The sequence below is a fragment of the Brumimicrobium sp. genome, from assembly GCF_048268645.1.
Classification (GTDB): Bacteria; Bacteroidota; Bacteroidia; order Flavobacteriales_D; family Crocinitomicaceae; genus Brumimicrobium; species Brumimicrobium ulvae.
The window spans coordinates 41,759-64,302 of sequence record NZ_JBLWVE010000005.1 but is presented as its reverse complement, the minus strand read 5'-3'; the positions used below and the strand labels follow the sequence as shown (position 1 = coordinate 64,302).

General features: G+C 35.9%; 15 protein-coding genes. 5 read left to right on the top strand and 10 right to left on the bottom strand.

Annotated elements, in window-relative coordinates; translation table 11 throughout:
• Positions 1–2: 2 nt before the first annotated feature.
• Both ACN0U3_RS06040 and ACN0U3_RS06035 read right to left on the bottom strand, forming a co-directional pair.
• Positions 3–269: a NifU family protein gene (locus ACN0U3_RS06040; protein WP_299207194.1), complete on the bottom strand. Its 267-nt coding sequence runs from the start codon at positions 267–269 to the stop codon at positions 3–5.
• A 9-nt stretch (positions 270–278) separates the two neighbouring features.
• A complete protein-coding gene (locus ACN0U3_RS06035; protein WP_299207196.1) occupies positions 279–1,331 on the bottom strand; it encodes an Mrp/NBP35 family ATP-binding protein in 1,053 nt (350 codons plus the stop codon).
• 350 nt (positions 1,332–1,681) lie between these two features.
• Between ACN0U3_RS06035 and ACN0U3_RS06030 the strand changes: the two genes are divergently transcribed.
• The 3 genes from ACN0U3_RS06030 to recQ all read left to right on the top strand — a co-directional run bounded on the left by ACN0U3_RS06030 (position 1,682) and on the right by recQ (position 7,781).
• Positions 1,682–4,660 carry an N-acetylmuramoyl-L-alanine amidase gene (locus ACN0U3_RS06030; protein ID WP_417265533.1) on the top strand — a complete coding sequence of 993 codons (2,979 nt, stop codon included), beginning with the start codon at positions 1,682–1,684 and terminating at the stop codon, positions 4,658–4,660.
• Positions 4,660–5,301 carry a hypothetical protein gene (locus ACN0U3_RS06025; RefSeq protein WP_417265532.1) on the top strand — a complete coding sequence of 214 codons (642 nt, stop codon included), beginning with the start codon at positions 4,660–4,662 and terminating at the stop codon, positions 5,299–5,301. Before ACN0U3_RS06030 ends, ACN0U3_RS06025 begins: the two co-directional genes overlap by 1 nt.
• Before the next feature lie 287 nt (positions 5,302–5,588).
• On the top strand, positions 5,589–7,781 hold the full coding sequence (gene recQ / locus ACN0U3_RS06020; RefSeq protein WP_417265531.1) for a DNA helicase RecQ: 2,193 nt from the start codon (positions 5,589–5,591) through the stop codon (positions 7,779–7,781).
• 1,301 nt (positions 7,782–9,082) lie between these two features.
• Here the strand turns inward: recQ and ACN0U3_RS06015 are convergent.
• Together ACN0U3_RS06015 and ACN0U3_RS06010 are read right to left on the bottom strand one after the other, a co-directional pair.
• Entirely contained in the window at positions 9,083–11,071 is a 1,989-nt protein-coding gene (locus ACN0U3_RS06015; RefSeq protein ID WP_417265530.1) for a gliding motility-associated C-terminal domain-containing protein, read from the bottom strand.
• A 569-nt stretch (positions 11,072–11,640) separates the two neighbouring features.
• Positions 11,641–12,828, bottom strand: coding sequence for a M20 metallopeptidase family protein (locus ACN0U3_RS06010; protein WP_417265529.1), 1,188 nt, complete (start codon positions 12,826–12,828; stop codon positions 11,641–11,643).
• 197 nt (positions 12,829–13,025) lie between these two features.
• On the opposite strand from ACN0U3_RS06010, the gene ACN0U3_RS06005 reads away from it, so the two are divergent.
• Positions 13,026–13,664: an MBL fold metallo-hydrolase gene (locus tag ACN0U3_RS06005; RefSeq protein ID WP_417265528.1), complete on the top strand. Its 639-nt coding sequence runs from the start codon at positions 13,026–13,028 to the stop codon at positions 13,662–13,664.
• Between the two features lie 5 nt (positions 13,665–13,669).
• Here ACN0U3_RS06005 and ACN0U3_RS06000 read toward each other — a convergent pair whose 3' ends face one another.
• From ACN0U3_RS06000 to ACN0U3_RS05985, 4 genes are all read right to left on the bottom strand, one after another.
• Entirely contained in the window at positions 13,670–15,226 is a 1,557-nt protein-coding gene (locus tag ACN0U3_RS06000; RefSeq protein ID WP_417265527.1) for a hypothetical protein, read from the bottom strand.
• A gap of 430 nt (positions 15,227–15,656) precedes the next feature.
• Positions 15,657–15,920, bottom strand: a complete 264-nt coding sequence (locus tag ACN0U3_RS05995) for a hypothetical protein (protein ID WP_417265526.1) — start codon at positions 15,918–15,920, stop codon at positions 15,657–15,659.
• Positions 15,921–15,971: 51 nt separating this feature from the next.
• Entirely contained in the window at positions 15,972–18,893 is a 2,922-nt protein-coding gene (locus ACN0U3_RS05990; protein WP_417265525.1) for a ligand-binding sensor domain-containing protein, read from the bottom strand.
• Positions 18,890–19,669, bottom strand: coding sequence for a LytR/AlgR family response regulator transcription factor (locus ACN0U3_RS05985; RefSeq protein ID WP_417265524.1), 780 nt, complete (start codon positions 19,667–19,669; stop codon positions 18,890–18,892). The genes ACN0U3_RS05990 and ACN0U3_RS05985 overlap by 4 nt, the downstream gene beginning before the upstream one ends.
• A gap of 448 nt (positions 19,670–20,117) precedes the next feature.
• On the opposite strand from ACN0U3_RS05985, the gene ACN0U3_RS05980 reads away from it, so the two are divergent.
• Positions 20,118–20,387 (top strand): hypothetical protein, encoded by a 270-nt coding sequence (locus ACN0U3_RS05980; protein WP_417265523.1) that lies wholly within the window; start codon positions 20,118–20,120, stop codon positions 20,385–20,387.
• Here the strand turns inward: ACN0U3_RS05980 and ACN0U3_RS05975 are convergent.
• Positions 20,344–21,120: an alpha/beta fold hydrolase gene (locus ACN0U3_RS05975; RefSeq protein ID WP_417265522.1), complete on the bottom strand. Its 777-nt coding sequence runs from the start codon at positions 21,118–21,120 to the stop codon at positions 20,344–20,346. The two genes, ACN0U3_RS05980 and ACN0U3_RS05975, sit on opposite strands and share 44 nt — an antisense overlap.
• The gene (locus tag ACN0U3_RS05970; protein ID WP_299207264.1) at positions 21,120–22,412 is read right to left on the bottom strand and encodes an aminopeptidase P N-terminal domain-containing protein; all 1,293 of its coding nucleotides are present in this window, start codon (positions 22,410–22,412) and stop codon (positions 21,120–21,122) included. The genes ACN0U3_RS05975 and ACN0U3_RS05970 overlap by 1 nt, the downstream gene beginning before the upstream one ends.
• Positions 22,413–22,544 lie beyond the last annotated feature (132 nt).

Genomic DNA, 22,544 nt, shown 5'->3' with positions numbered 1-22,544 from the left:
GTTTATTTAGATATTTCTTCTGTTTGATCAACAGCTTCTACACGAAGTACTTCTGGAGCAGCTTTTTTTATGGCCTCTTCTAAACCAGCCTTTAATGTCATAACGCTCATAGAGCAATCACGACAAGCACCAAGTAAACGGACGCGTACAACTTTCTCTTCGGTGATTTCAACCAATTCCATGTCGCCTCCATCTTGTTCTAAAAACGGACGCAATTGCTCTAATGCATCATTCACTGTTTTCTTTAATGCTTCCATTCCTTCGGTCATGTTAAATGTTTACTTTGTTATCTCTACAAACTTACGAACTAATTCGTCAAAAGCCTCAGAAACAACTGTGTTTTGTTGCATTACCGCCGGTCTTCCAATATCTCCAGCCTCTCGAACACTTTGAACTAAGGGAATATGACCTAGGAAACGTTGATTCATCCCCTTGGCTAAATTCTTCACTCCATCTCTACCGAAAATGAAATATTTGTTTTCTGGAAGTTCTTCTGGTGTGAACCAAGCCATGTTTTCAATCAACCCTACGATTGGAACCTTTATGGTGTCCAGCTGGAACATGTTTACTCCTTTTCTGGCATCTGCAAGTGCAACCTCTTGTGGTGTTGATACAATAATGGCCCCGTCTAGTGGAATGTTTTGTACTAAGGATAAATGAATATCTCCTGTCCCTGGGGGTAGGTCAATTAATAAATAATCCAACTCGCCCCAATGGGTGTCTGTGAACATTTGAGTAAGTGCCTTTGATGCCATTGGCCCCCTCCATACTACTGCGTCGTCTTGCTCCGTAAAGAACCCGATTGACATAATAGAGATTCCATAAGATAGAACAGGCGCCATTTTTGTCTCGCCTTCTACATTGATGGAGGCAGGACGGTCTCCAACCACATCAAACATCGTTGGCATAGATGGACCATAAATGTCAGCATCTACTATACCTACTTTATATCCTGCTTTGGCTAAGCCACCTGCTAGATTTGCTGTAACTGTTGATTTACCAACTCCACCTTTTCCAGATGCAATGGCAATAATGTGTTTAACCTCTGGTAGAACTTTTCTGCGCGAACCTTTTGCTTCAGCAGACATTCCTTTTACATTGGTTTCTACTTCAATCTCATCTCCTAAAATTCGCTTTAAAGTAAAAGAAACTGCTTCTTGCATTCTTTTTCTTGCATGCATTGCAGGATTGACAACGTTTACATTGAGTGATATTTTGTTGCCTTCGATTTGTAAATCTTCAATTAAATTTTGTGAAACTATATCCTTTTTAAGGTCGGGTTCTATTACATTTCCCAACGCTTCTAAAACTTTATCTCTTGTGATTTCCATAACTCGTTATTTGTACATCAAAATTAGAGTTTTATTCTTGTTTTACACCTAAATGTCCGAATAAAATTAATTCCTTCTAAGAAAGTCCAACTTCAATTGAAATGCTTATTTGAAGCTTTCTTTTACACCAACCAATTAAACCGTTTTTGAGTAGCATTATGAAAATTATAAAGAATGAAGTAATCCTAATTTATAATTATATGCTTGAATAAGATTAAATGATATAATAAATTCCTCTGGCTGGAATGAAATAAGAAAATTAACTAAAAAAGAGATTTAAGTGAAATTTTAACACGATTATTAAATTATGTTTTTTAAATTTATCCCACTAAACTAATATTAATACTACAATGAAAATCAGTACGCTACTATTGCTGTTTTTTGCTCCATTTTTAATCTTAGGGCAAAATTTATCTTTTAATCAAGCTTATATAGATCATCCAAACGTTCCTGAAGGAGTTTTAGAAACAGTTTCTTGGACAAGAACCCATATGCAAAATATTGATGAAACTTATGCACCGTCGTGTACAGGTATGCCTAGTCCTTATGGTGTGATGGGTGTTTTTGATGATGGTGCTAACTATTATAAGCAAAATGGAAAATTAATTGCCCAACTTTCAAACATTACTGTCAGTCAACAAAAAGCAGATGTTGACCTTCAGATTAAAGCCTATGCTGCTGCATTTGAACACATATACCTTCAGCATGCTGGTTTGCCAGCTGATCAAAGGATTTATAATACATTAATTAAACTCTCTGAAATTCCTGATTCAGGAAGAGTAAATCTTTATGCAAGAGATGCACAGGTTTTTGAAATTATGCGTTACCTAAAAGATGTTGATTTTGCACAGACCCATGGTTTTGCACCACATAACTTAAATCTAGAACAGGTGTTTGGAGCAAGCAATTATCAAGTGCTTTCTGCACCTCAAGTTAATTTTACCCCAACTGGAATTGAAATAGAATCAGGGTTATCCTATATGCCTAATTCAGGATCAACGAATAAATCTGTAGGATATGGTCCTGCTTTATGGGTGCCAACTCCATCTTGTAATTATAATTCTAGAAATGGTACGGTTGTTCAGGCAATTACCATCCATACGATTCAAGGGTCTTATGCAGGGGCTATTTCTTGGGCTCAAAACTGTTCTGCAAATGTTTCTTATCATTATGTCATTAGATCTAGTGATGGTCAAATAACCCAAATGTTAGAGGAGTATAAAAGAGGGTGGCATGTTGGAAACTCAAACTCTATTGCAATTGGCTATGAGCATGAAGGCTGGGTGAACGACCCTAGTTGGTATACCAATGCCATGTATCAAAGTTCTGCTGCTTTAAGTAGACATATTACAACAAAGAATCATGACGCAAATTTAAAACCTGTAAGAACATATTTTGGTAATTCAACTTCAGGAATTAATACCCTTGGTGCATGTACACGTATTAAGGGACACCAACACTTCCCCAGCCAGTCGCACACAGATCCTGGTATCCATTGGAATTGGGAAAAGTATTATAAGTTGGTCAATGCCAATCCAAGTATCACTACAATTACCAATACAAGCGGTAACTTTTATGATTCTGGAGGAGCGTCAGGAAACTATGGAGATGATGAAAGAAAATTATGGTTGTTTGCTCCCAATGATGTGAGTTCCTTAACAATGAACTTTACTAGTTTTGATTTGGAAACCAATTGGGATTACCTTTTTGTTTATGACGGTACAACAACTAATGCTCCTCTGATTGGAAAGTACACAGGAACAAGTGGTCCTGGATCAGTAACTTCCAACAATGGAACGCTCTTGTTTGAGTTTAGATCAGATTGTGCAACTGGAAAGCCAGGCTGGTCAGCAACTTACTCTTCTGTTCCGGTGACACCCCCAGATCATATTTCACCGAGTACAGCAATCAATATTTCTAACGGTTGGAAGACAAGTAATTTTCAAGCTGATTTCGTGGATGAAGATGATGTAGATGGAGCTGGTGTTGAAAAATCGCTGTATCATGTAGGGTATTTATCGAACGGACACTGGACGGCAAACCATGAAAGAGGATTTATTTATGATGGGTTTGACGGAACATCGCTAAATTCAGATTGGACAGTGGAAGCTGGAAGCTGGGGGATGAGCAACGGTAAACTAGTGCAAACAGATGCAAGTTTACACAACAATAATGTTTACATTCCTTTGAACCAGAGTTTGTCGAATAACTACCTCTATCATTGGAAAGGTAAGTTTGGAGGTGCTGTCGGAAACAGAAGAGGAGGACTTTATATTTTATGTAGTGATCCTACTGGAATTGAAAGAGGTGACTCTTATTTTATTTGGTTTAGAGTAGATGATAACGCAGTGCAATTCTATAAAGTTGAAAACAATGTTTTTGGACCTCCATTGATTAATGTTTCACATACAATTGATGCCAACACAGAGTATGATTTTAAACTTAGTTTTGATCGAATCTCTGGTAAAATGCAAGTGTATATTGACGATGAACTGATTGGAACTTATGTTGATCCCGACCCTGTAGGAACGGGTGATTTTGTTTCTTTCCGCTCTGGAAATGCAACTATGGAGGTGGATGATTTCACTGTTTACCGCTCTCGATATCCTTCCGTTGATGTTCATGTGGGACCAACAGTAGGCGATGACATAAGAATGGAGAATCCAAATCCAAACACGAGTTCGGGCCGGGTAATGTCTATAATAAAAGACAATGCTTACAATGTTTCAAATATACACACCGAGTTGGTGGATGTAGATTGGACAGCTCCTGTAGACTTAGTCATTAATGATGGTACGAGTACCGATATCGATACAACTTATACTCCGGTTATTGATGCCAACTGGGGTACAGCTAACGATCCGAATTCTGGAATCGTTGAGTTTGAAGTTGCGATTGGAACAACTGCTGGAGATGATGATGTCGTAGCATGGTCAAGCAACGGATTGAATACTACAATATCACACTTGCTCGCAAATCCTATTTATAATCAAGTGTATTATGTCTCTGTTAAAGCTGAAAATGGAGCCGGATTAATTGCAGATTCGTCTAGTAACGGGCAAAGGTATTTAGATAATTTAAGTGTTCCTTTGTATGGGCCAGAAAAGGTTTCTATTTATCCGAATCCAGCGACTGAATACATTCTTTTTAAAGATGTTAAACAGGATATGAGTGTTGCGATTTACGATATGAAAGGACAGCTTGTATTGCGCTCCATGATTGGACCAAATGAAAATCAAATTGAAATTGGGGATTTCTCACAAGGAGTTTATAATTTAGTATTAACTTTAGGGAATCAGTTAGTCGTTAAAAAATTAATTAAGAAATAATGAGAAAAATTTGGATGTTAGTCCTTCTTGTTGGTTTGTTTTCGTGTGAAAATAAAGATGCAGAACAAGAAGTTGAACCGGTTGAAAAAGTGAAAGAAGAAGTTGTTATTGGAGAAGCGGAGGAAGAAGAAGTTTCTTACCACTTTGACGATGAAGTCGCTTTTGCTAGAATGGCATATAAAGAAATGAGTGAAGGTCGTTATGATTTATTGACGCGATATACTTCAGGTAAAATTCTTTTCTCACCTTATGCTTACATCGATACAGCTACTGCTAGAGAAGTGACTATCGAAGAGATAAAGGCAGGAACAGATGAGGTGCACTTTTGGGGTGTCCAAGATGGAAGTGGGGACTCTTTATTGATGTCAACTCCTGAGTATCTTAATCAATACATTTTTGGAGTGGATATTCTTGGAGCAGAAGAGTTGAGTATTCAAACTTATGAAGGAGAAGCGCCTAAGGCTTATGGAAGTGAACTTCATAATGTACATCAACTTTATCCAGAAGCTACTTTTGTAGAATTTTATATCGCTCCATCAGAGGAGGGGTACTTGGACTGGAAAGCTTTAATATTTGTTGTAGAAAAACAAGGTGAAGATTATTTGCTCAAGGCAATTATTCACAACCAATGGACAACATAGGAGCTTTAATTAGTGTTTGATTTAATATTTCTAGAGGTGATCCCATTGATTTGGTGTTCACCTCTTTTTTTTGACCTTAAACCTCATTATTTAAGCATTTAACTACAATGGTAGATGGTTAAGTTTTTCTTAATACCACAAGTTTTCAAACGATTAGTCTTTGAAAATCACGCTTTCATCCCCCTGATAATGTCTTATGGCGATAGACTTTGAGAAGTATTTACTTATTTCTTAAATTCGTATTGCCTTTTTTTTGTATATTTAAGAGAAGAAAAATCAGTTATATTATGTCTGTTGCAGAAGTTTCGGAGTTAAATCTTGCCTTGCGTAAGTATTTTGGATATGATCAGTTTCGTGGTGATCAAGAATCAATCATTAATAGTATTCTAGACAAAAAGAATACTTTTGTCATCATGCCTACCGGGGGTGGGAAGTCAATGTGCTATCAATTGCCCGCTTTATTGTCAGAGGGAACAGCTATTATCGTTTCACCTTTGATTGCTTTGATGAAAAATCAAGTCGATGCCATTCGCAATGTCAGCGAGGACGATTCTGTAGCACATGTTCTCAATAGCTCCCTATCAAAGACGGAGGCAAATAAAGTTAAAGAGGACATTAAAGCAGGGAAAACAAAATTACTTTATGTTGCACCTGAATCTTTAACCAAGCAAGCGAATATAGATTTTTTTACTTCTGTAAAGATTTCATTCTTTGCTATTGATGAAGCCCACTGTATTTCTGAATGGGGTCATGATTTTAGACCTGAATACAGAAGACTACGTGAGATTTTTGAAGCCATTTCTGATGTTCCTATTATAGCGTTAACTGCAACAGCGACGCCAAAGGTTCAGCAGGATATTCAAAAGAACTTGAACATGGTGGATGCCGATGTGTTTAAAGCTTCTTTTAATCGAGATAATTTATATTATGAAGTTCGACCCAAGAAAGACGTCGAAAAAGAAATTATTAAGTACATCAGAAAGAGAAAGGGTAAATCTGGAATTATTTATTGCCTTTCACGAAAAAAGGTAGAACAACTTTCTGAAGTTTTACGTGTCAATGGAATTAATGCATTGGGGTATCATGCCGGAATGGATGCTGCCACACGTGCAAAACATCAAGACGCTTTCCTGATGGAAGATTGCGATGTAATCGTTGCTACAATTGCCTTTGGAATGGGAATCGATAAACCAGATGTTCGTTTTGTGATTCACCATGATATTCCTAAGTCTTTAGAAAGTTACTACCAAGAAACTGGTCGTGCCGGAAGAGATGGTGGAGTGGGCGAATGTGTAGCTTTTTACGCCTATAAAGACATTGAGAAATTAGAAAAATTCCTCCAAGGAAAACCTGTTGCTGAACAAGAAATAGGAAGACAGTTGTTGTTTGAAATTGTATCCTACGCCGAAACCTCTATTTGTAGAAGAAAATATTTACTTCATTACTTTGGTGAAGAATATGATGATTCGAAGTGTTCTGAAATGTGCGATAATTGTCGAAACCCGAAAGAAAGAACAGAAGGAAAAGAAGATGTGTTGAAATTGCTTAACGCTGTAATTGAACTGAAAGAAATGCAAAGGGCAAATCATATATGTTCTTTCCTATATGGAGAAAATACAACAGAAATAAAATCCTATAAACACGACTTGTTGCCTTCGTTTGCCGCAGGAAAAGACAAAGATAAAGTGTTTTGGAATGCTGTGATTAGACAATCGCTTGTTGCAGGTTTAATTTCTAAAGATATTGAAACCTATGGCGTGATTAAAATGACAGAACGTGGACATGATTTCATAAAAAAACCGCATTCCTTCATACTTGTTAAAGAACATGATTATTCCCTTGATGAAGACGAAGGTGATATTGTAAGCGGTGGCGGAATGAAAGATGCTTTTGATGAGGTGTTGTATCAAGGTCTGCTTGACTTGCGTAAGCAAATTTCGCGGGATAAAAACATTCCACCGTTTGTGATCTTCCAGGAGTCCAGCTTGAAGGATATGTCCTTCCAATACCCAATTACAAAGGAAGAACTGGTTAATATTCAAGGTGTTGGTCAAGGAAAAGCACGTAGATATGGTGCCCCCTTTCTAGCTTTGATTAAAGAGCATGTGGAAAGCAACGATATTGAACGTCCACAAGATTTAGTGGTGAAGTCTTTAGTGAATAAATCTGGATTGAAAGTACAGTTAATTCAAAATATCGACAGAAAACTTCCTTTGGAAGACATTAGTTCTTCACAAGGTAAATCAATGGATGAAATTATCGATGAAATTGAAATGATCGTTAACTCTGGAACCCGTGTAAACATTAATTATTATCTGGACGAAATTTTAGATGAAGATAATCAAGAGGAGATTTATGATTATTTCTCTGAAGCTGAAACAGACTCTTTGAAAGAAGCTTACGACGAATTCGATGGTGATTACACAGAAGAAGAATTGCGTTTGATGCGCATTAAGTTTATGTCAGAAATGGGGAACTAATTTACTGTTTGATCTATAGTTAGTTTAGTAAGTGGTAAAAGTATTGGAGTAAGTTGTTAGAGTGAAATAATTTGCGTTCCATTCAGAGATACCTTCAGGCCTTGTGGTTCTTAATTTATTCCCCTAAACTACACAAATCCTTCTTTACTTATTTCATAGTAAGGTACACACGACCTAGAATGGGTCAACTATTTTTAACCCCGTGTAAGCGAAGGGCGATTTGGGGTTATGAACTCAATCGATGACTCCAGTAGTGAAACCACTTAAGCTCTATTCCTTGACAAATGGTTTGCGCTGTATTGGGACGCCGATGACACGGATGCTTTGGGCTTACGCAGCAGAACTGAAAGCAACGCGGATAATCACGGATTTTCACCTTAGGTGAATTCGGATAATCACGGATTTCTTGCGTCATGGATCCTAAATATTGTCATATCTTGAAATTAATAATATACCATATTTCATAAAGCTCTGTTTTGATGGAGGATTGAAGTTTAACTCTAAATTTACTGGTAAAGTATTGGATACGCATTTAATTTTAATTAACTTAAAATCAGTCTCTAAACATGTAAAACTGCACACGACCCAGAACGGGTCAACTGTTGATAACCCCGTGTAAGCGAAGTGCAACTCTGGGTTATGAACTCAATCGATGATTCTGTTAGTGAAACCACTTAAGCTCTATTCCTTGACAAATGGTTTGCGCTGTATTGGAACGCCGATGACACGGATGCTTTGGGTTTACGCAGCAGAACTGAAAGCAACGCGGATAATCACGGATTTTCACCTCAGGTGAATTTGGATAATCACGGATTTCTTACGTCATGGATCCTAAATATTGTCATATCTTGAAATTAATAATATACCATATTTCATAAAGCTCTGTTTTGATGGAGGATTGAAGTTTAACTCTAAAATTACTGGTAAAATATCGGATACGCATTTAATTTTAATTATATGAAAATCAATCTGCTGGTCATATAAAACTACACACGACCCAGAATGGGTCAACTGTTGATAACCCCGTGTAAGCGAAGGGCGATTTGGGGTTATGAACTCAATCGGTAATTCTGTTTTGGCGGCATTTTTATCGCGAAGCAATATAAAAATGATGACAAAACAATTGTAAGCAGAGAGACTGTAAAGAATTTTGTGTTTTTAAAAACAAAAGAGCTGAAATATGCCAATTTAATCATTCGTAACTGATTAAAGACAACCCACGCTACTGCGAGAAAGGTGGGAGAGCTTGCGATGCATTGAGCTGGTTGAAATATCGAATCCTATCTCGTAGTATGAAATTATTATTTCCCAAAAACCTGAACAAATCCATCCTTCCGCACCTCACATTCCGTAACCTCACAATCCACAGTCTGCTTATCCAAGGCAAAAGAAATGGTATAAAAATAAGTGCCATCTGTGACAAAGTCTCCATTTTCAGCTGTTCCATCCCACAGTTTGTGCGTTCCTTCAACAAGCTCACCCTCATTTTCAAAAACCACATTTCCCCAGCGGTTCAAGATGCTTAATTTATAACTTACAGGAAGATTCACTTTAACATTGAAAAAGTCGTTGGTGCCGTCATTGTTGGGAGTAAAAACATTGGGTAGTTGTGCTACTAAACTATCGTAAACAATAATTGTAAATGAGGTGGTGTCTGCACAAATACTATCGTTTCTCCATGCAATAAGTGCTATATCATAAACGCCTGAAGTGTCAGTGTAAAACCCAGAAAAAGCATTGCCTTGGTATTCTCCATTCAACCACCAACTGTAATCTGTGGCGTTTTGTGATTGATTGCTTAAATTGATTTGTATAGGCGCTGTTCCAGATTTTGGATAAGCATTAAACTGTGCAACGGTGCTTATAATTGGCTCAACATAGATTAATGTATCATTACTGCAACCAAATTCATCAATATAAAAAACGGTATAATCTCCAGCGGATAGACCTGTAAAATCATTGCTCGAATTAGGACTTAAGGTATCTCCGTTGGGGTTTACCGCTCCTAACTGAAAGAGGTTGTTTGGCAAATCTTCTAAAACAATTTTACCGGTTGAAAAACTACAAATCGACCGAAACATTTTAGCATTTAACTCTTGCGGTCGAGAGACACCGATACGAACAGGTTTGACTACCGAACAGCTATCAGAGTTCCATATTCTTACGGTGTAAACTTGACTTTTGTCTCCTGTGAAAACTGGATTAGGACAATCTGTGCAACTTAAGTCGTCAATAGCAGCAGAATCTGAAATGGCTGTCCATTCGTAACCTGTGTTTGACCCTGACGAAACCCCGCCTGTAGCTTGAAGTTGTAGCGTTTCCCCATAGCAGATGGTAGTGTCGGGGGTGAGAGTGGTGGAGAAAGTGTCGCAGGGGGAGGTGTAGGTGAGGAAGAGTTGGTTAATTACATTTGTTCTTGGACCCTGAGTTGATTGATACTCGAATTTTACTTCAATAGGCGCATTGACTATATAGTCTTTTATATTAGCTATGACATCTGAACCAATCATTAAGGAGTCTGAAGTATCGTCAGTTAATCCATGTAAAACATTGTTTTCATAATAAAAATTGCCTGAAGGACTTGAGCAGAAAACAGGAGGGGAGTTAAATTCATTCCCCCCAATAAGACCTATTGGAAATGAATTGACATAAACAAAGCTTCCATCTCCTACTGTATCACAAATAGCTCCTGTATTTAATGCTAATGCAACATCCTTTGATAAATCAATTTCATTTGACGGTGTTATTGTATAGTTAATAATTGCTTTACAATCTTGATCGTTGATAAAAATATCTAGTGCAGTTTCCTGCATGGTGTTATTTTGATACAGTATAAGGATGTAATACTCCCAATATACTGGAAAACCAATTTGATGTGGTGGGGCAATATTAATAACCGATTGATTTTGAATGGAGTTTAAGTCTGAAATATCTTTTACCAAGGTTACATAGTCCGCATCTGAATTAGGTATTCCTTCAGATTCAATAAATTTATTTTGAAGTGAATAACTTGTGTCTAAAAAAACAGTAGTTCCGTTTATTAATAATGGAAGCTCTCCTGGAAAGTTTGGCTGATTGCTCCATTTTGTTGCTGAATAAAAAAGAAATGCTTTTCTGATTATTGAACCTGATGGTATGTTCAAAAGTATAGTTCCAGTGTTCTGAGAAAATGTGGGATTGTACCCTCCACCTGTCACTCCACCATAAAAATTATCAGAATAGTAGTGAATTTGTTGAGAGAAACAACTTAGATTTATTGTAAAGAATAAAAATAGTAGAATTCTATTCATGCTATTTATTTTTCGGAAGAGCTTTGTTGAATGATTATTCTGCTATCCACAAGTTTTCTTAGGTACTTAATTTCCTCTTTCATTTGATTAATTATTTCCTCATTAGACTCTCGATGCGTACTTTTATTACTCGAAATAATAAGTAGTAAGTTACAATAATATAAAATTAAAATCAAAATGAACGTTAAAATAGTTTTGTTGTAAACAAGCCCAATTGATCCAACTAAAATTTCGAAGGCAAGCTAACGAGAAAGGTGTAAGTAATAAAAAAACGATTGAGTTTTAATTGAATGATAGCCAGCCTGCTGGTCATAAAAAACTGCACACGACCCAGAATGGGTCAACTGTTGATAACCCCGTGTAAGCGAAGCGCAACTCGGGGTTATGAACTCAATCGATAATTCCGTTTTGGCGGCATTTTTATCGCGAAGCAAAATAAAAATGATGACAAAGCAATTGTAAGCTTAAGCGTTGCTTACCCACATAGCGTATGTCCGAAGCTTACTATTCTTAGAACTTGAGACTCATCAGCTCAGAATCTCTAAGCTTATTTAATCATGTGTAATGGATTAAAGACACGCCATCACCATCATTTGCATTCCAACTTTTAATGCTTCGTGGTCGATGTCGAATCTAGCGTTATGAACGCCATGAACAATTCCTTTTTCTTCATTGCGAACTCCAATTCTAAAAAAACACGTAGGAATTTCTTGTGCATAAAATGAGAAATCCTCTGCTGTTAAGCGAATAGGTAGGTCATGTACATTCTCTTTTCCCAACCAAGCATTTGCTTTGACGACAAATTTCCGTGTTAAATCCACATCATTTTCTAAAAATGGATAGCCTTTACTGATTTCTACAATCGCTTTTGCACCATGGGCTTCAGCAATGAGCTCTGCTTGTTTTATTATTTGCTTTAAAGCTTTTGCCCGCCATTCTTCATTCATTGTTCTGAATGTTCCTTTAATGTGAACTTTTTCTGGAACAACATTAGTTGTGCCCAATCCTTCGAAGTGTCCAAAGTTGAGCACGCAAGGGATTTTCGGATCACATTTTCTACTCACAATCTGTTGAAGTGAAGTAATGATTTCAGCACCGACTAAAATACTATCTATCGTTTCATGTGGCGTGGCACCATGTCCACTTTTACCAATGATGTCAATGTAAACCTCATCACAGGAAGCCATGTACAATCCTTCTTTTGTTCCTACTTGTCCAACAGGTAAATCAGGGAAAACATGTAAGGCATACATTTCCTTAACCTTAGGATTGTCTAAACAACCTGCTTTGATCATTAAGCTTGCTCCGCCTGGATTTTTCTCTTCTCCTGGTTGAAAAATCAACTTTACAGGATCTTTTAATTCATCTTTTAGTTGAAAAAGAATCTCAGCGGCGCCTAATAAAACTGAAGTATGAACATCGTGTCCACAAGCATGCATCACTCCTTTGTTGGTCGAAGCATAAGGAACATCATTCATTTCTAAAATTGGAAGAGCATCAATATCTGCACGTAAACCTATACATTCTTGGTCTTTCGAATGGTGATTGCCCCTGATTATTGCGACAATTCCAGTATCCGCAATTTTGGTTTCGTGGGGAATACCAATTTGAGTGAGTTGTTTTGAAATGTATTCCATGGTATTGTACTCCTCGTACGATAGCTCGGGATGCATGTGTAAATGCTTTCTGTATCCAACTACTTTATTAAATAGAAGTTCTGTTTGTTGGGTGACGTATTGCTGCTTGCTCTGATTCATCTTTTCAATGTTTGTATGCAAATTTCTAGGTCTAATGTCAAATAAAATTATTCCCAAGACTAAAATAAGAAGCATTCTATAATAGAAAATGCTTTTTTACGAATTTAATGTTTATTTGAGCAACAAAGATGCTAATTTTGAGATGAAATTATGAATAAAGTAAAACATCGCTTTTATTTACATTAAAGATTTATAAAATGAAAATTGTAAAGTTTACCTTCAATCCAATTCAAGAAAATACTTACCTCGCAATAGATGATGAGAAAAACGTGGTGATTATTGATCCTGGCTGCTACTTTGAAGAAGAGCGTCAGTTGCTAAGAGACTATATTAGCAAAAATGAATTGAAGGTTTTGGCTTTGTTGAATACGCATGGACACTTAGACCATATTATGGGGAATGCATTCGTGAAACGTGAATATGGCGTTGATTTGTATTTACATGAAACAGATGTGGTTACATTGCAAATGGGTGGAAGAAGTGCTCAACTTTATGGTTTGAATCTTTTTGAAGACTCTCCAATGCCTGATGTTTTTATCAAGGAAGGTGAAATCTTGCAATTTGGAAAAATGTCTTTCCATGTTATTTTTGGCCCAGGTCATGCGCCAGGTCATGTTGCTTTTTACAGTCCGGAAAACAAGTTGATTATTAATGGCGACATTCTATTTAAAGGCAGTTACGGTCGTGTAGATCTTCCGGGAGGTGATTTTAATCAACTGAAACACACCATTACCCAAAAACTCTTTACCTTACCAGATGACACACTTGTGTATACAGGGCATGGTGAGGAAACAACAATAGGGGAAGAGAAAAAAAACAACCCAATATTGTGGTAAATCCATTACGCCGACTTTGCTAAAAAAGCTTCTCTTTTGACCAGATGAAATGGTTTGTTTTTTACTTTCGAGGTCAGCCAAACATGGAAGTCAAAATATTCAAATGCAACAGATTCAAAAGGGTCGTTTTTCAGCGCTTCGATTTCACTTTCAATGTTTTGTAAAAGCTGTTCTATCTCGTATTTATCTTGAGCGTTCGAAATTTTTGTTAAGTGCTTTAAGAAAATTGTTTCGAATTTAAAAGTTCTCTTACGCTTAGATAAAAAACGTTTAGTGTTCTTAATGGCATAGGGTAGAAGTATGTTGTTTTTAAGTTCAAAATGTAGGAGTAGATTAACCAAGTGTGCAAATGAAACAATGTCTTCTTTTTGATCCAATTCCTTGCTGTTTAAAATGAGGTTTATCCATTTCAAACTTTGATTAAATTCATCTTTACCAAAATAGGCAATCGACATGTTGAATGCCAAATAGGCTTTTCTTGAAGGGGTTAATTCTGCGTTGTATTGTTCCATTCCTTTTTTAATTTCTGGAGCGAGTGCAATGGCTTTGTCAAAATTTCCTTCATGGTTCAGTATTTTTAATTCTATACTGTTGATACTAGAAAATAACTTGATCGCTAGGTCCTCAGTTAGGCTAGATTTTAATGCGTTGGGTAAAGCTTTAAGTTCATTGAGGTAGGTGTGAATGGCTTTGTTGTTACCGTTTTTTGCCTCTAAATGAATGATATTTGTAAGAATTGAAAAGTATTGATTTGGATACTTTTTAAATTGACCATTGTTATTCTTGAAATGAGATAAATTTTCTTTCAGCATATTTAAAGAGTTTTCATGCTCTAAAATGGCGAAATAATAAGCACTTTTAAAGTGATAAATGAGGTATTGGTTTTCAAAAGATATGTTTTTTGGTTGCTTAATAGCTTTATAGGCATCATAGATTTTTTCATATTCGAAAACATCTTCTTTCGATCGTACTTGACCTGTTTGATTTAAAAGAACAAACAACTGACTTTTTACAAGCCATAGGTTGTTGTAGAAATCTTGTTGATTGGTTAAATCTATGCTTTCTTCAGCGTGCAATTTTAAGGTTTCATAGTTTGCATTTTGATAACCACGAGTTTCTATAATTCGCTTTTCTTCATTTGCAATTTGTAAAAGAATTGCAATTTTGTTGTGTTTCTTAGCGAGTCTTTTGGTCTTTTTTATTTCTCTATTGGCATGGTCATAAAGTCCTTTGCTGTAAAGAATTTTAATGGCATGCAGCATCGTATATAGTTGAGCGTCTATGTCATTTTTCGCGTGAAAGGCATCTAGAGCACTGATGATTTGTTCGTAGAGTCTGTTTTTGGTAATTGGAAATTGATTCAGAAAAGCCTCTCCTTTAAAATGAGTGTACAAAGCTTCTTCATCGAATTCTTCTTGTTGATCAATAAAATCAAAAATTCTAATTCCATTGTTCACTTCTCCAATGGTATGTCGGGAAGCGTAAATTTTGAAATACCTTTTTTCGCTCTTAGTAAGGCTCTTAATGAGCTCGTATAATGCGGGTGAAGCTGTTTTTGACATTGTGTTCCAGTATTAGTTCTTTATCAATATAGCTTATATAATCATGTGATTTTTAATTAGATGGTGAAGTGAAGGTTTTATTGATTGACCTGTATATATATTCGAGTTTAAGAATCTTGTTTGTTTTTGTTTCCAAGGTTGAAAACAAATGAGTGTAAACAGTTTTACATAACTTTGTATTTCAGCACAATATACTTCTGTAAAATTGATTCCTCCTTGCACTCCCCGATAAAACCTGACCTGGTAAAAAATAAAAGTAACCATTGATAGAGGTGCCGTCCAGACTTTCGACTGAATCTGTTTTTGACCTGTGCCTTAAGGTGCAAAGAATTGGCCTTCAACCTGTAACTATAGAAGGTTTGAGGAAAAATTAATCATAAAAAAAAGCTATCCGAATAGATAGCTTTTGGTATGTTTAAAGGTGTAAACCTTATTTTTTCTTTATTTTACGATCGTCGTCTTCGTCTCTATTAGGATCTGTAATTGTAAAAGTAGAATCGCTTCTTACACCATCACCAAAAGATCCACGAGTGTTAGACTTGTTTGTATAATCGTTATCATCTCCAAAATCTTTAGTTAATTGAAAGTCTTCAGACAATTGATTATTGTTCATGTTTGGACGAATTTCTTCTTTCTTACAACTTGAAATTGTGAAGAGTGTAAAGCCAATAAAAATGTAAATGTATTTTTTCATGACGACGGGTTTTTAGTAAATCGTATTATCAAATATATAATAATTAGTCAGTTATCCCAAATATTGTTTCATTATTTTGAATGTAACGACAGTTCCATTGAGTAAACGGTTATTTTCTTTGATTTGGTGGGGACCTATCATCTCTATCGAGCGTTCAGAAATTTTTTGAAGTAATTCTATTCGACCTTTAGCTATAATCATTCCTTGTGACCTGTGGTTGTCAAGGTCTTCTTTCTTGTTGGTTTGCGAGTTTTCTATTCCTACACCATTGTCTTTAATTTCAATGCGAATATGGTCGAAGTGGTCTGAAATAATAATTTCAATTTTTCCTTTTCTGTCTTTTAATGGTAAGACACCATGAATAATACTGTTCTCAACAAAAGGTTGAAGAAACATGGCTGGTACCTTTAATACTTCCGTTTCTACTCCGTCTTCAATTTCAATAGCATAATCAAAGCGATCTATAAACCGCATACTTTCCAAATCTAAATAGAGCTTTAATCGCTCTATTTCATCCGATAGAGCTACCATACCGTCTTCATGGTATGAGCTGTCTAGGTTTTTACGAATGAGCTTCGCGAATCTAGAAAGGTATTTATTGGCTGATTTTGTGTCTGAGGTGTTAATGTAATATTGTATCGAATTTAGCGCATTGAAAATAAAGTGTCTATTCATACTTGCATTCAAAGATTGCTGTTCGAGTTTAGAAAGTTTGTTCTGAAACTCTAATCGCATTTGATAATTCTTATTGTCAAGGCGTTTTGTTCGTGCCCTATCTATGGTTAAAATGATGAAGATAATGACTCCTCCTACAATAGCAAAGAACCACCAAGTGAGGTAAAATGGAGGAAGCACTTCAATAGGAAGTTTGAAAACCGAGAAGGTTTGATTGTTACCGTTGCTTACTTTGAATTTAAAGGTGTATTGACCTGGAGGGAGATTAGTGAAACTGGCATTGGGGTTTTTAGTTGCTCTTGTCCATTCGCTGGAAAATCCTTCTAAGAAGTAACTGTACCTTAAACTACCTGGATTGGTCATGTATATTCCATCAAACTTAAAAGAAAGGTTTTTATCTGCATATTTGATGCTTAGTTTTTCATCGTTATTTTTTTGACTTAATGTGTAAACGCGTTTATTACTGAGCTCTTTATTGTTCACAATAATTGAGGTTAATTGTAATTTCGGCAAGGTGTTCTTGATGAGCGATGATCGAATACTGAGATCCATTTTCATTAATCCTGAAGCTGTTCCAAACCACAGGTATCTGTTTTTTTCTAAAAAATTTGAATTTAAGTTCGTCTCTAAATCGATTAGACCAGCAGTGATTCCATAACGATAAATAGTGTGATTGTAGATATTTATTTCATAGAGTCCGTTATTGGTTCCAACGAACATAATAGAATCGTATTTTTGCAAAAAGTTTACAAACTCTAAACCTTCTTCCTTTTCTAGATAGAAGCGTTCAAACTCTCCTTTATTTTCAATAAATAAACCACTTTCTGTACCGACCCATAAACTTCCTTTGTCGTCAAGTTCGATACAGTTAATTCCGGAATCAAACTGTTTGCGCCGAATACTATCTCCAATTAACTTGTAGATTCCACTAGGTGCAGCCGCATAAAAAGACTTTTCATCGTTTTCAAAGTCTCTTAGGTTTGGAGCTTTATTGAGGGGGTGAAAAGCGTTGATCGTTTTGTTTTTAGCTTTGTCAAATAGAATTCCTCCTTCTGTAGTACTGATTAAAAACGTAGAATCATCAATAGAATGTATTCCTCGAATCCTATTGGAGGGCAGATTATCTTCTTCTATGTAAAAACTACTAAATTTCTTGTAGTTGTAAGAAATCAAACCATAGTTTGAAGCAAATAGAACGAGATCTTTATCGCTGGCAATTTGCCACACAGGGCTGGTGATAAAATCAATCTTTTCAATTTTCCCTTGCGGGTTGACTTTAAACACCCCTTGATCTATAGTAGAAATCCATTTATTGTTATAGGAATCTATCTCCATGGCAATGATGATATCACTAGGATATCCACTGCTGCTATTATAGTAGGTGAATATTTCATCAGTAAAACGAATTAAACCTTTACCGTTTGTTCCTATCCAGATATTATTTTCAGCATCTTCAAAAATAACATCTATATCATTCGAAGGTAAACCTAATTCCTCGGTGATAGTTAATGTATCCGTTTCTTTGAGTACTAATATGCCATTTCGTGAATTGATCCATTTGGATCCGTTGTGGTCAACAATTACATTTCTAAATAAAAAATAATGGTCTTCAATCAGTGGACTTATTTTTCCTTTTGTTAAGTCAACATTGTAAAATGTTCTGTTGAATGATGTGGCCAAAAGCCTTCCATTGTATTGGGTAACTCCCGAAAAAGAGATGTCGTTGGAGTGGTCTATTAATTGCGATTTTTCACCGTCAAATGAATACAATCCTGTACGCGTTGCTAAGTATATCTTTTCATTTACTTTCGTGAGACTTCGTATTCTTAGCGGACTTCCTTTTATGTGTTCTAAGGTGTTTTTTTTGGCGTTCAAGACAAATAATCCAGCTCCATTGGTGCCTATATATAGGGTTGAATCAATTTCGGCAAATCCTGAAACATCCTCTAATATATTAGGATCAGAATAGGGGATTGAAGTAAAGGAATTGTCATTTTTTTTTATAGAAATACCTTGTGGATGACCTATGTATAGAACTCCATTGATGAATTGGAGTTTAGTTATTCTATTGTTGAGTAAGCCGTTGTTTCGACCAAAGTTTTTAAAATTTTCACCATCAAAACGTGCTAATCCACCATAGGTTCCTATCCATAAATAACCCGCATCATCTTGTGCAATAGTGTTGACTTGTGATTGAGGTAATCCTTTACTGGTGTTGTACTGGATGAATGAAAATCTTTGGGCCAGTACTGTTCCTGAGAAAAAAAGTAGAACAATTAAAACTAGAATTAACCTCATGCTTTACCTTTAATGGTTTTTAAAAAGGCACTTACTCTATTGCGAGCAACAGGGAGTTCAACATCGTTCTTTAACAAAACTGAATATCCGTTTTCACTGATGTATTCTTTGATCATATCCAAGTTGATGATATAGGATTTGTGGATTCGGTAAAACTTTAGGGAGTTTAAAATCTCTTCGTACACTTTTAATGTTCTGGTATCTAGGTAACGTGTACCATCTTTAAAGTAAATCATGGAACAATTCCCACTAGCTTCGAGATAGGCAATATTATCATCTTCAACAATTTTCACTCCTTTAGTATGGGAAATAGCAATGCGGTTGGTTGCTTTATTGTGTATTAAACGATCGGCCAAATTTTGAAGCGCGTTGAAGTAATTATCGTAGTTTTCAGGGTGCTTTGTGAATGTCTCTTTGGTAGCAATGAGCTTGTCAACAGCTGTTCTTAAATCATCTTCGTCTATGGGTTTTAAAATGTAATGTACAGCATTGGTTTGAAAAGCACGAATGGCATAATCTTTAAAAGCAGTAACGAAAACAACTAAGAAATTTCTGTTCTCCAATCGCTCCAAAAGGTCAAATCCTTCTGAACCACTGGGCATTCTAATGTCCAAAAAAACAACATCTGGCTGTGCGCTTTTAATGATACTTTCAGCTTCATCTATATCACCTGCTTCGCCTATTACATCAATTTCAGGACAATAATTTTCTAGCATGATTGCCAGGTTCTTTCTTGCTAAGTCTTCATCATCTACAATAATTGCGCGTAGTTCCATTTTTCGTTTGTTTTGAACTAAAATAAGAATAATTTAAGATTAAATAATTGATAAGAAATTTTTTCTCATGTAAAGTAAGTGTAAGATGAATGCATTTGATGCAATTTTCACTTTACATGTTTCCGTTGGTTTGCTGAAATAATCCGTTGAATCAATGGTTAGGTGTGTTAAGGTTTTTGAATCTGAAGATTAGTTCTTAAAGCTTATATTGATAATGAATTCTTAAAATTATAGTTATGAAAAATCAATACAAAAATCAGATGAGCGTAGATCTTTGGGTGTTTAATGATAATGGCAATTAATGTGCCGAAATTTCAACGAATTGAATTACAGTGGAGAAATAGAGGTTTTCGTCTTTAACAATTGGAGGTTCGTCTAATAATTGGAGCTTTAGTTCTTTATAATAAAAGCACCTGTTACTTTTGTTATAGAACCAAACTTAAAACTGATGCTAGTTCCTAATGTGAATTCACCAGATGCACCAAAGGTAAAATTGATCTCCAATAAGTTGATTATTGAGACATCAATTAATTCGAAATTTAATTATGCCCTTTCTAAACCCGATGGTTCTGTTCTTCAAAAAGGAATTTTTGAAGAAGAGGTTGAATTAAATATCGAAGCGTTAGAAGCAACCAATTGTATGCAATTAGATCTATTCGACGGAAACCAACATTTCACTTATAACTTTGTTGTTCCAAAATCTGATTCAAAAGAGTAACTACTTCATCAGTTGATTCATCATGACCCATATGGCCAATATCTGTGATGAGTCTATAATTAACCCCTGTTTTTTCTGCTGTTTTCAGCATGTCTCCTGCGTCAATTAATGGATCAAATTCACCTTGAATTACATGTGCCTTTTTTCCTAATATTTTCAAAACTTCTGTTTTATCTTCACGGTCCCGCATGGCATATAAGGTCTGAACAATTGCTTCTTCATCCATGTTGTAAGCGTCTTCGATGAGGTGATTGATTTGTGTTTCAAATCGTTCAGGTTTATGATAAAGACGAGGAATTGCTTCTTTTAAAAATAAAATCTTACTGTACTGTACAATTTTAGCGACTCTATTTCTATCGGATTTCTTAGCAAGTGGGTCTGCCCATGGATGAGAATGCAGTAAAACAACTTGGTTCAGTTTTAGATGCTCATCTTCTGCAAGGTGCAGCGCTGTGTAGCCTCCCAACGAATGACCAACTATTGAAAATTTCTCGATGCCTATATGTTCCAGGGTGATCTTTACCCACTGGGTAATGAGTTCCAGACTTAAATCTTCTTTGGGAAGTATTGATTCTCCATGACCTGGAAGTTCAATGCAAATGGCTTTAATGTTTGGTAAGCCCTGAATTACCTTGCGCCACATGGCGTTGCTTTCCAAAAAGCCATGCAAAAAAACAACAGGATAGCCTTCCCCGACTATCCTGTAATTTAATGTGTTTAAATTCTTATTCATTAGCTATTCATGTAGTCTTCAACTTCATCTGCTTCTAAAGGTAAACCTGGCATCATGTTGATGGGGGCTCCTTTTTCTTGAACAATTAAGTCATCCTCTAAACGTATTCCTAAACCTTCTTCCGGAATGTAGATTCCTGGTTCACATGTAAATACCATTCCTGCTTGGATGGGTTTGTGGTATAACCCTGAATCATGAGTGTCTAACCCAATAAAGTGAGATGTTCCGTGCATAAAGTATTTTTTATATGCAGGCCAGTTTGGATCCTGATTTTTAATGTCAGTTTTATCGATTAATTTAAGTTTTAGCAATTGTTCTTGCATCAACAATCCTACTTCTTTATGATATTCTGGAATTAAAGTTCCTGGAACAAGTAGTTTTTCCGCTTCTTTTTTTACATGAAGAACAGCATTGTAAACTTCTTTTTGACGCGGTGTGTATTTACCGTTTACGGGTACAGAACGCGTTTGATCTGCTGCGTAATTAGCATATTTTGCACCAAAGTCCATTAGAATCACCTCTCCATCTTTACATTCTTGATTGTTTTCAATGTAATGTAAAACACAAGCGTTTTTCCCAGATGCAATAATTGGGGTATATGCAAATCCGTTGGAGCGATTTCTAATGAATTCGTGGATGATCTCTGCTTCAATTTCATGTTCCCATACTCCTGGTTTGATGAACTTTAATACACGCTTGTAGGCTTTTTCTGTAATATCACAAGCAGTCTGCATTAAATCTAATTCGATGTCCTCCTTAACACTGCGGATTTCATGTAAAATAGGTGCGCTTTTATGTACTTGATGTGCTGGATAACGTTTTTTACATTCAATGATGAATCGGTCTTCTCGTGTTTGCGTTTCAGTGTTTGCGCGTAAATGTTCGTTGGTATTGAAATAAATCCCTTCAGCTTCCGCCATCATGCTATTGAAAATCGTATCAAATTGATCTAACCAATATACCGTTTTTATTCCAGCGGTTTCAAATGCTGCCTCTTTGGTTAACTTCTCACCCTCCCAAACGGCTATGTGATCGTTTGTTTCTTTTAAGAATAAAACTTCACGGTGCTTTTCATCTGATGCGTTAGGAAACAATACTAAAATGCTTTCTTCTTGATCAACTCCCGATAAATAAAAAATATCTCTGTGTTGCTCAAATGGCATTGTGCTATCTGCACTTATTGGGTATATGTCGTTAGAGTTAAATACCGCAACCGTATTTTCCTTCATTCTTTTTGTGAATTTTGCGCGGTTTCTCTCAAATAATCTTTTGTCTATTCTTTCGTATTTCATTGGTTTGTATTTTTTACTTATTGCTAATGTTAAGCGCATTTGTATTGTGTTTGGGCAAGATATAAAATCTAGTGGGGAATTTAAAGAAATGTGGTCTTTTTATCACTACGTAAATAGATTACGTTCTGTACT

What these genes read in the sequence shown, in the direction of transcription:
- ACN0U3_RS05975 (WP_417265522.1), bottom strand. Translation starts at nt 21,120, where the DNA reads ATGAATAAGAATTTAAACACATTAAATTACAGGATAGTCGGGGAAGGC.
- ACN0U3_RS06030 (WP_417265533.1), top strand. Translation starts at nt 1,682, where the DNA reads ATGAAAATCAGTACGCTACTATTGCTGTTTTTTGCTCCATTTTTAATC.
- ACN0U3_RS05990 (WP_417265525.1), bottom strand. Translation starts at nt 18,893, where the DNA reads ATGAGGTTAATTCTAGTTTTAATTGTTCTACTTTTTTTCTCAGGAACA.
- ACN0U3_RS06040 (WP_299207194.1), bottom strand. Translation starts at nt 269, where the DNA reads ATGACCGAAGGAATGGAAGCATTAAAGAAAACAGTGAATGATGCATTA.
- ACN0U3_RS05970 (WP_299207264.1), bottom strand. Translation starts at nt 22,412, where the DNA reads ATGAAATACGAAAGAATAGACAAAAGATTATTTGAGAGAAACCGCGCA.
- ACN0U3_RS06000 (WP_417265527.1), bottom strand. Translation starts at nt 15,226, where the DNA reads ATGTCAAAAACAGCTTCACCCGCATTATACGAGCTCATTAAGAGCCTT.
- recQ (WP_417265531.1), top strand. Translation starts at nt 5,589, where the DNA reads ATGTCTGTTGCAGAAGTTTCGGAGTTAAATCTTGCCTTGCGTAAGTAT.
- ACN0U3_RS05985 (WP_417265524.1), bottom strand. Translation starts at nt 19,669, where the DNA reads ATGGAACTACGCGCAATTATTGTAGATGATGAAGACTTAGCAAGAAAG.
- ACN0U3_RS06005 (WP_417265528.1), top strand. Translation starts at nt 13,026, where the DNA reads ATGAAAATTGTAAAGTTTACCTTCAATCCAATTCAAGAAAATACTTAC.
- ACN0U3_RS06035 (WP_299207196.1), bottom strand. Translation starts at nt 1,331, where the DNA reads ATGGAAATCACAAGAGATAAAGTTTTAGAAGCGTTGGGAAATGTAATA.
- ACN0U3_RS05980 (WP_417265523.1), top strand. Translation starts at nt 20,118, where the DNA reads ATGCTAGTTCCTAATGTGAATTCACCAGATGCACCAAAGGTAAAATTG.
- ACN0U3_RS06010 (WP_417265529.1), bottom strand. Translation starts at nt 12,828, where the DNA reads ATGAATCAGAGCAAGCAGCAATACGTCACCCAACAAACAGAACTTCTA.
- ACN0U3_RS05995 (WP_417265526.1), bottom strand. Translation starts at nt 15,920, where the DNA reads ATGAAAAAATACATTTACATTTTTATTGGCTTTACACTCTTCACAATT.
- ACN0U3_RS06025 (WP_417265532.1), top strand. Translation starts at nt 4,660, where the DNA reads ATGAGAAAAATTTGGATGTTAGTCCTTCTTGTTGGTTTGTTTTCGTGT.
- ACN0U3_RS06015 (WP_417265530.1), bottom strand. Translation starts at nt 11,071, where the DNA reads ATGAATAGAATTCTACTATTTTTATTCTTTACAATAAATCTAAGTTGT.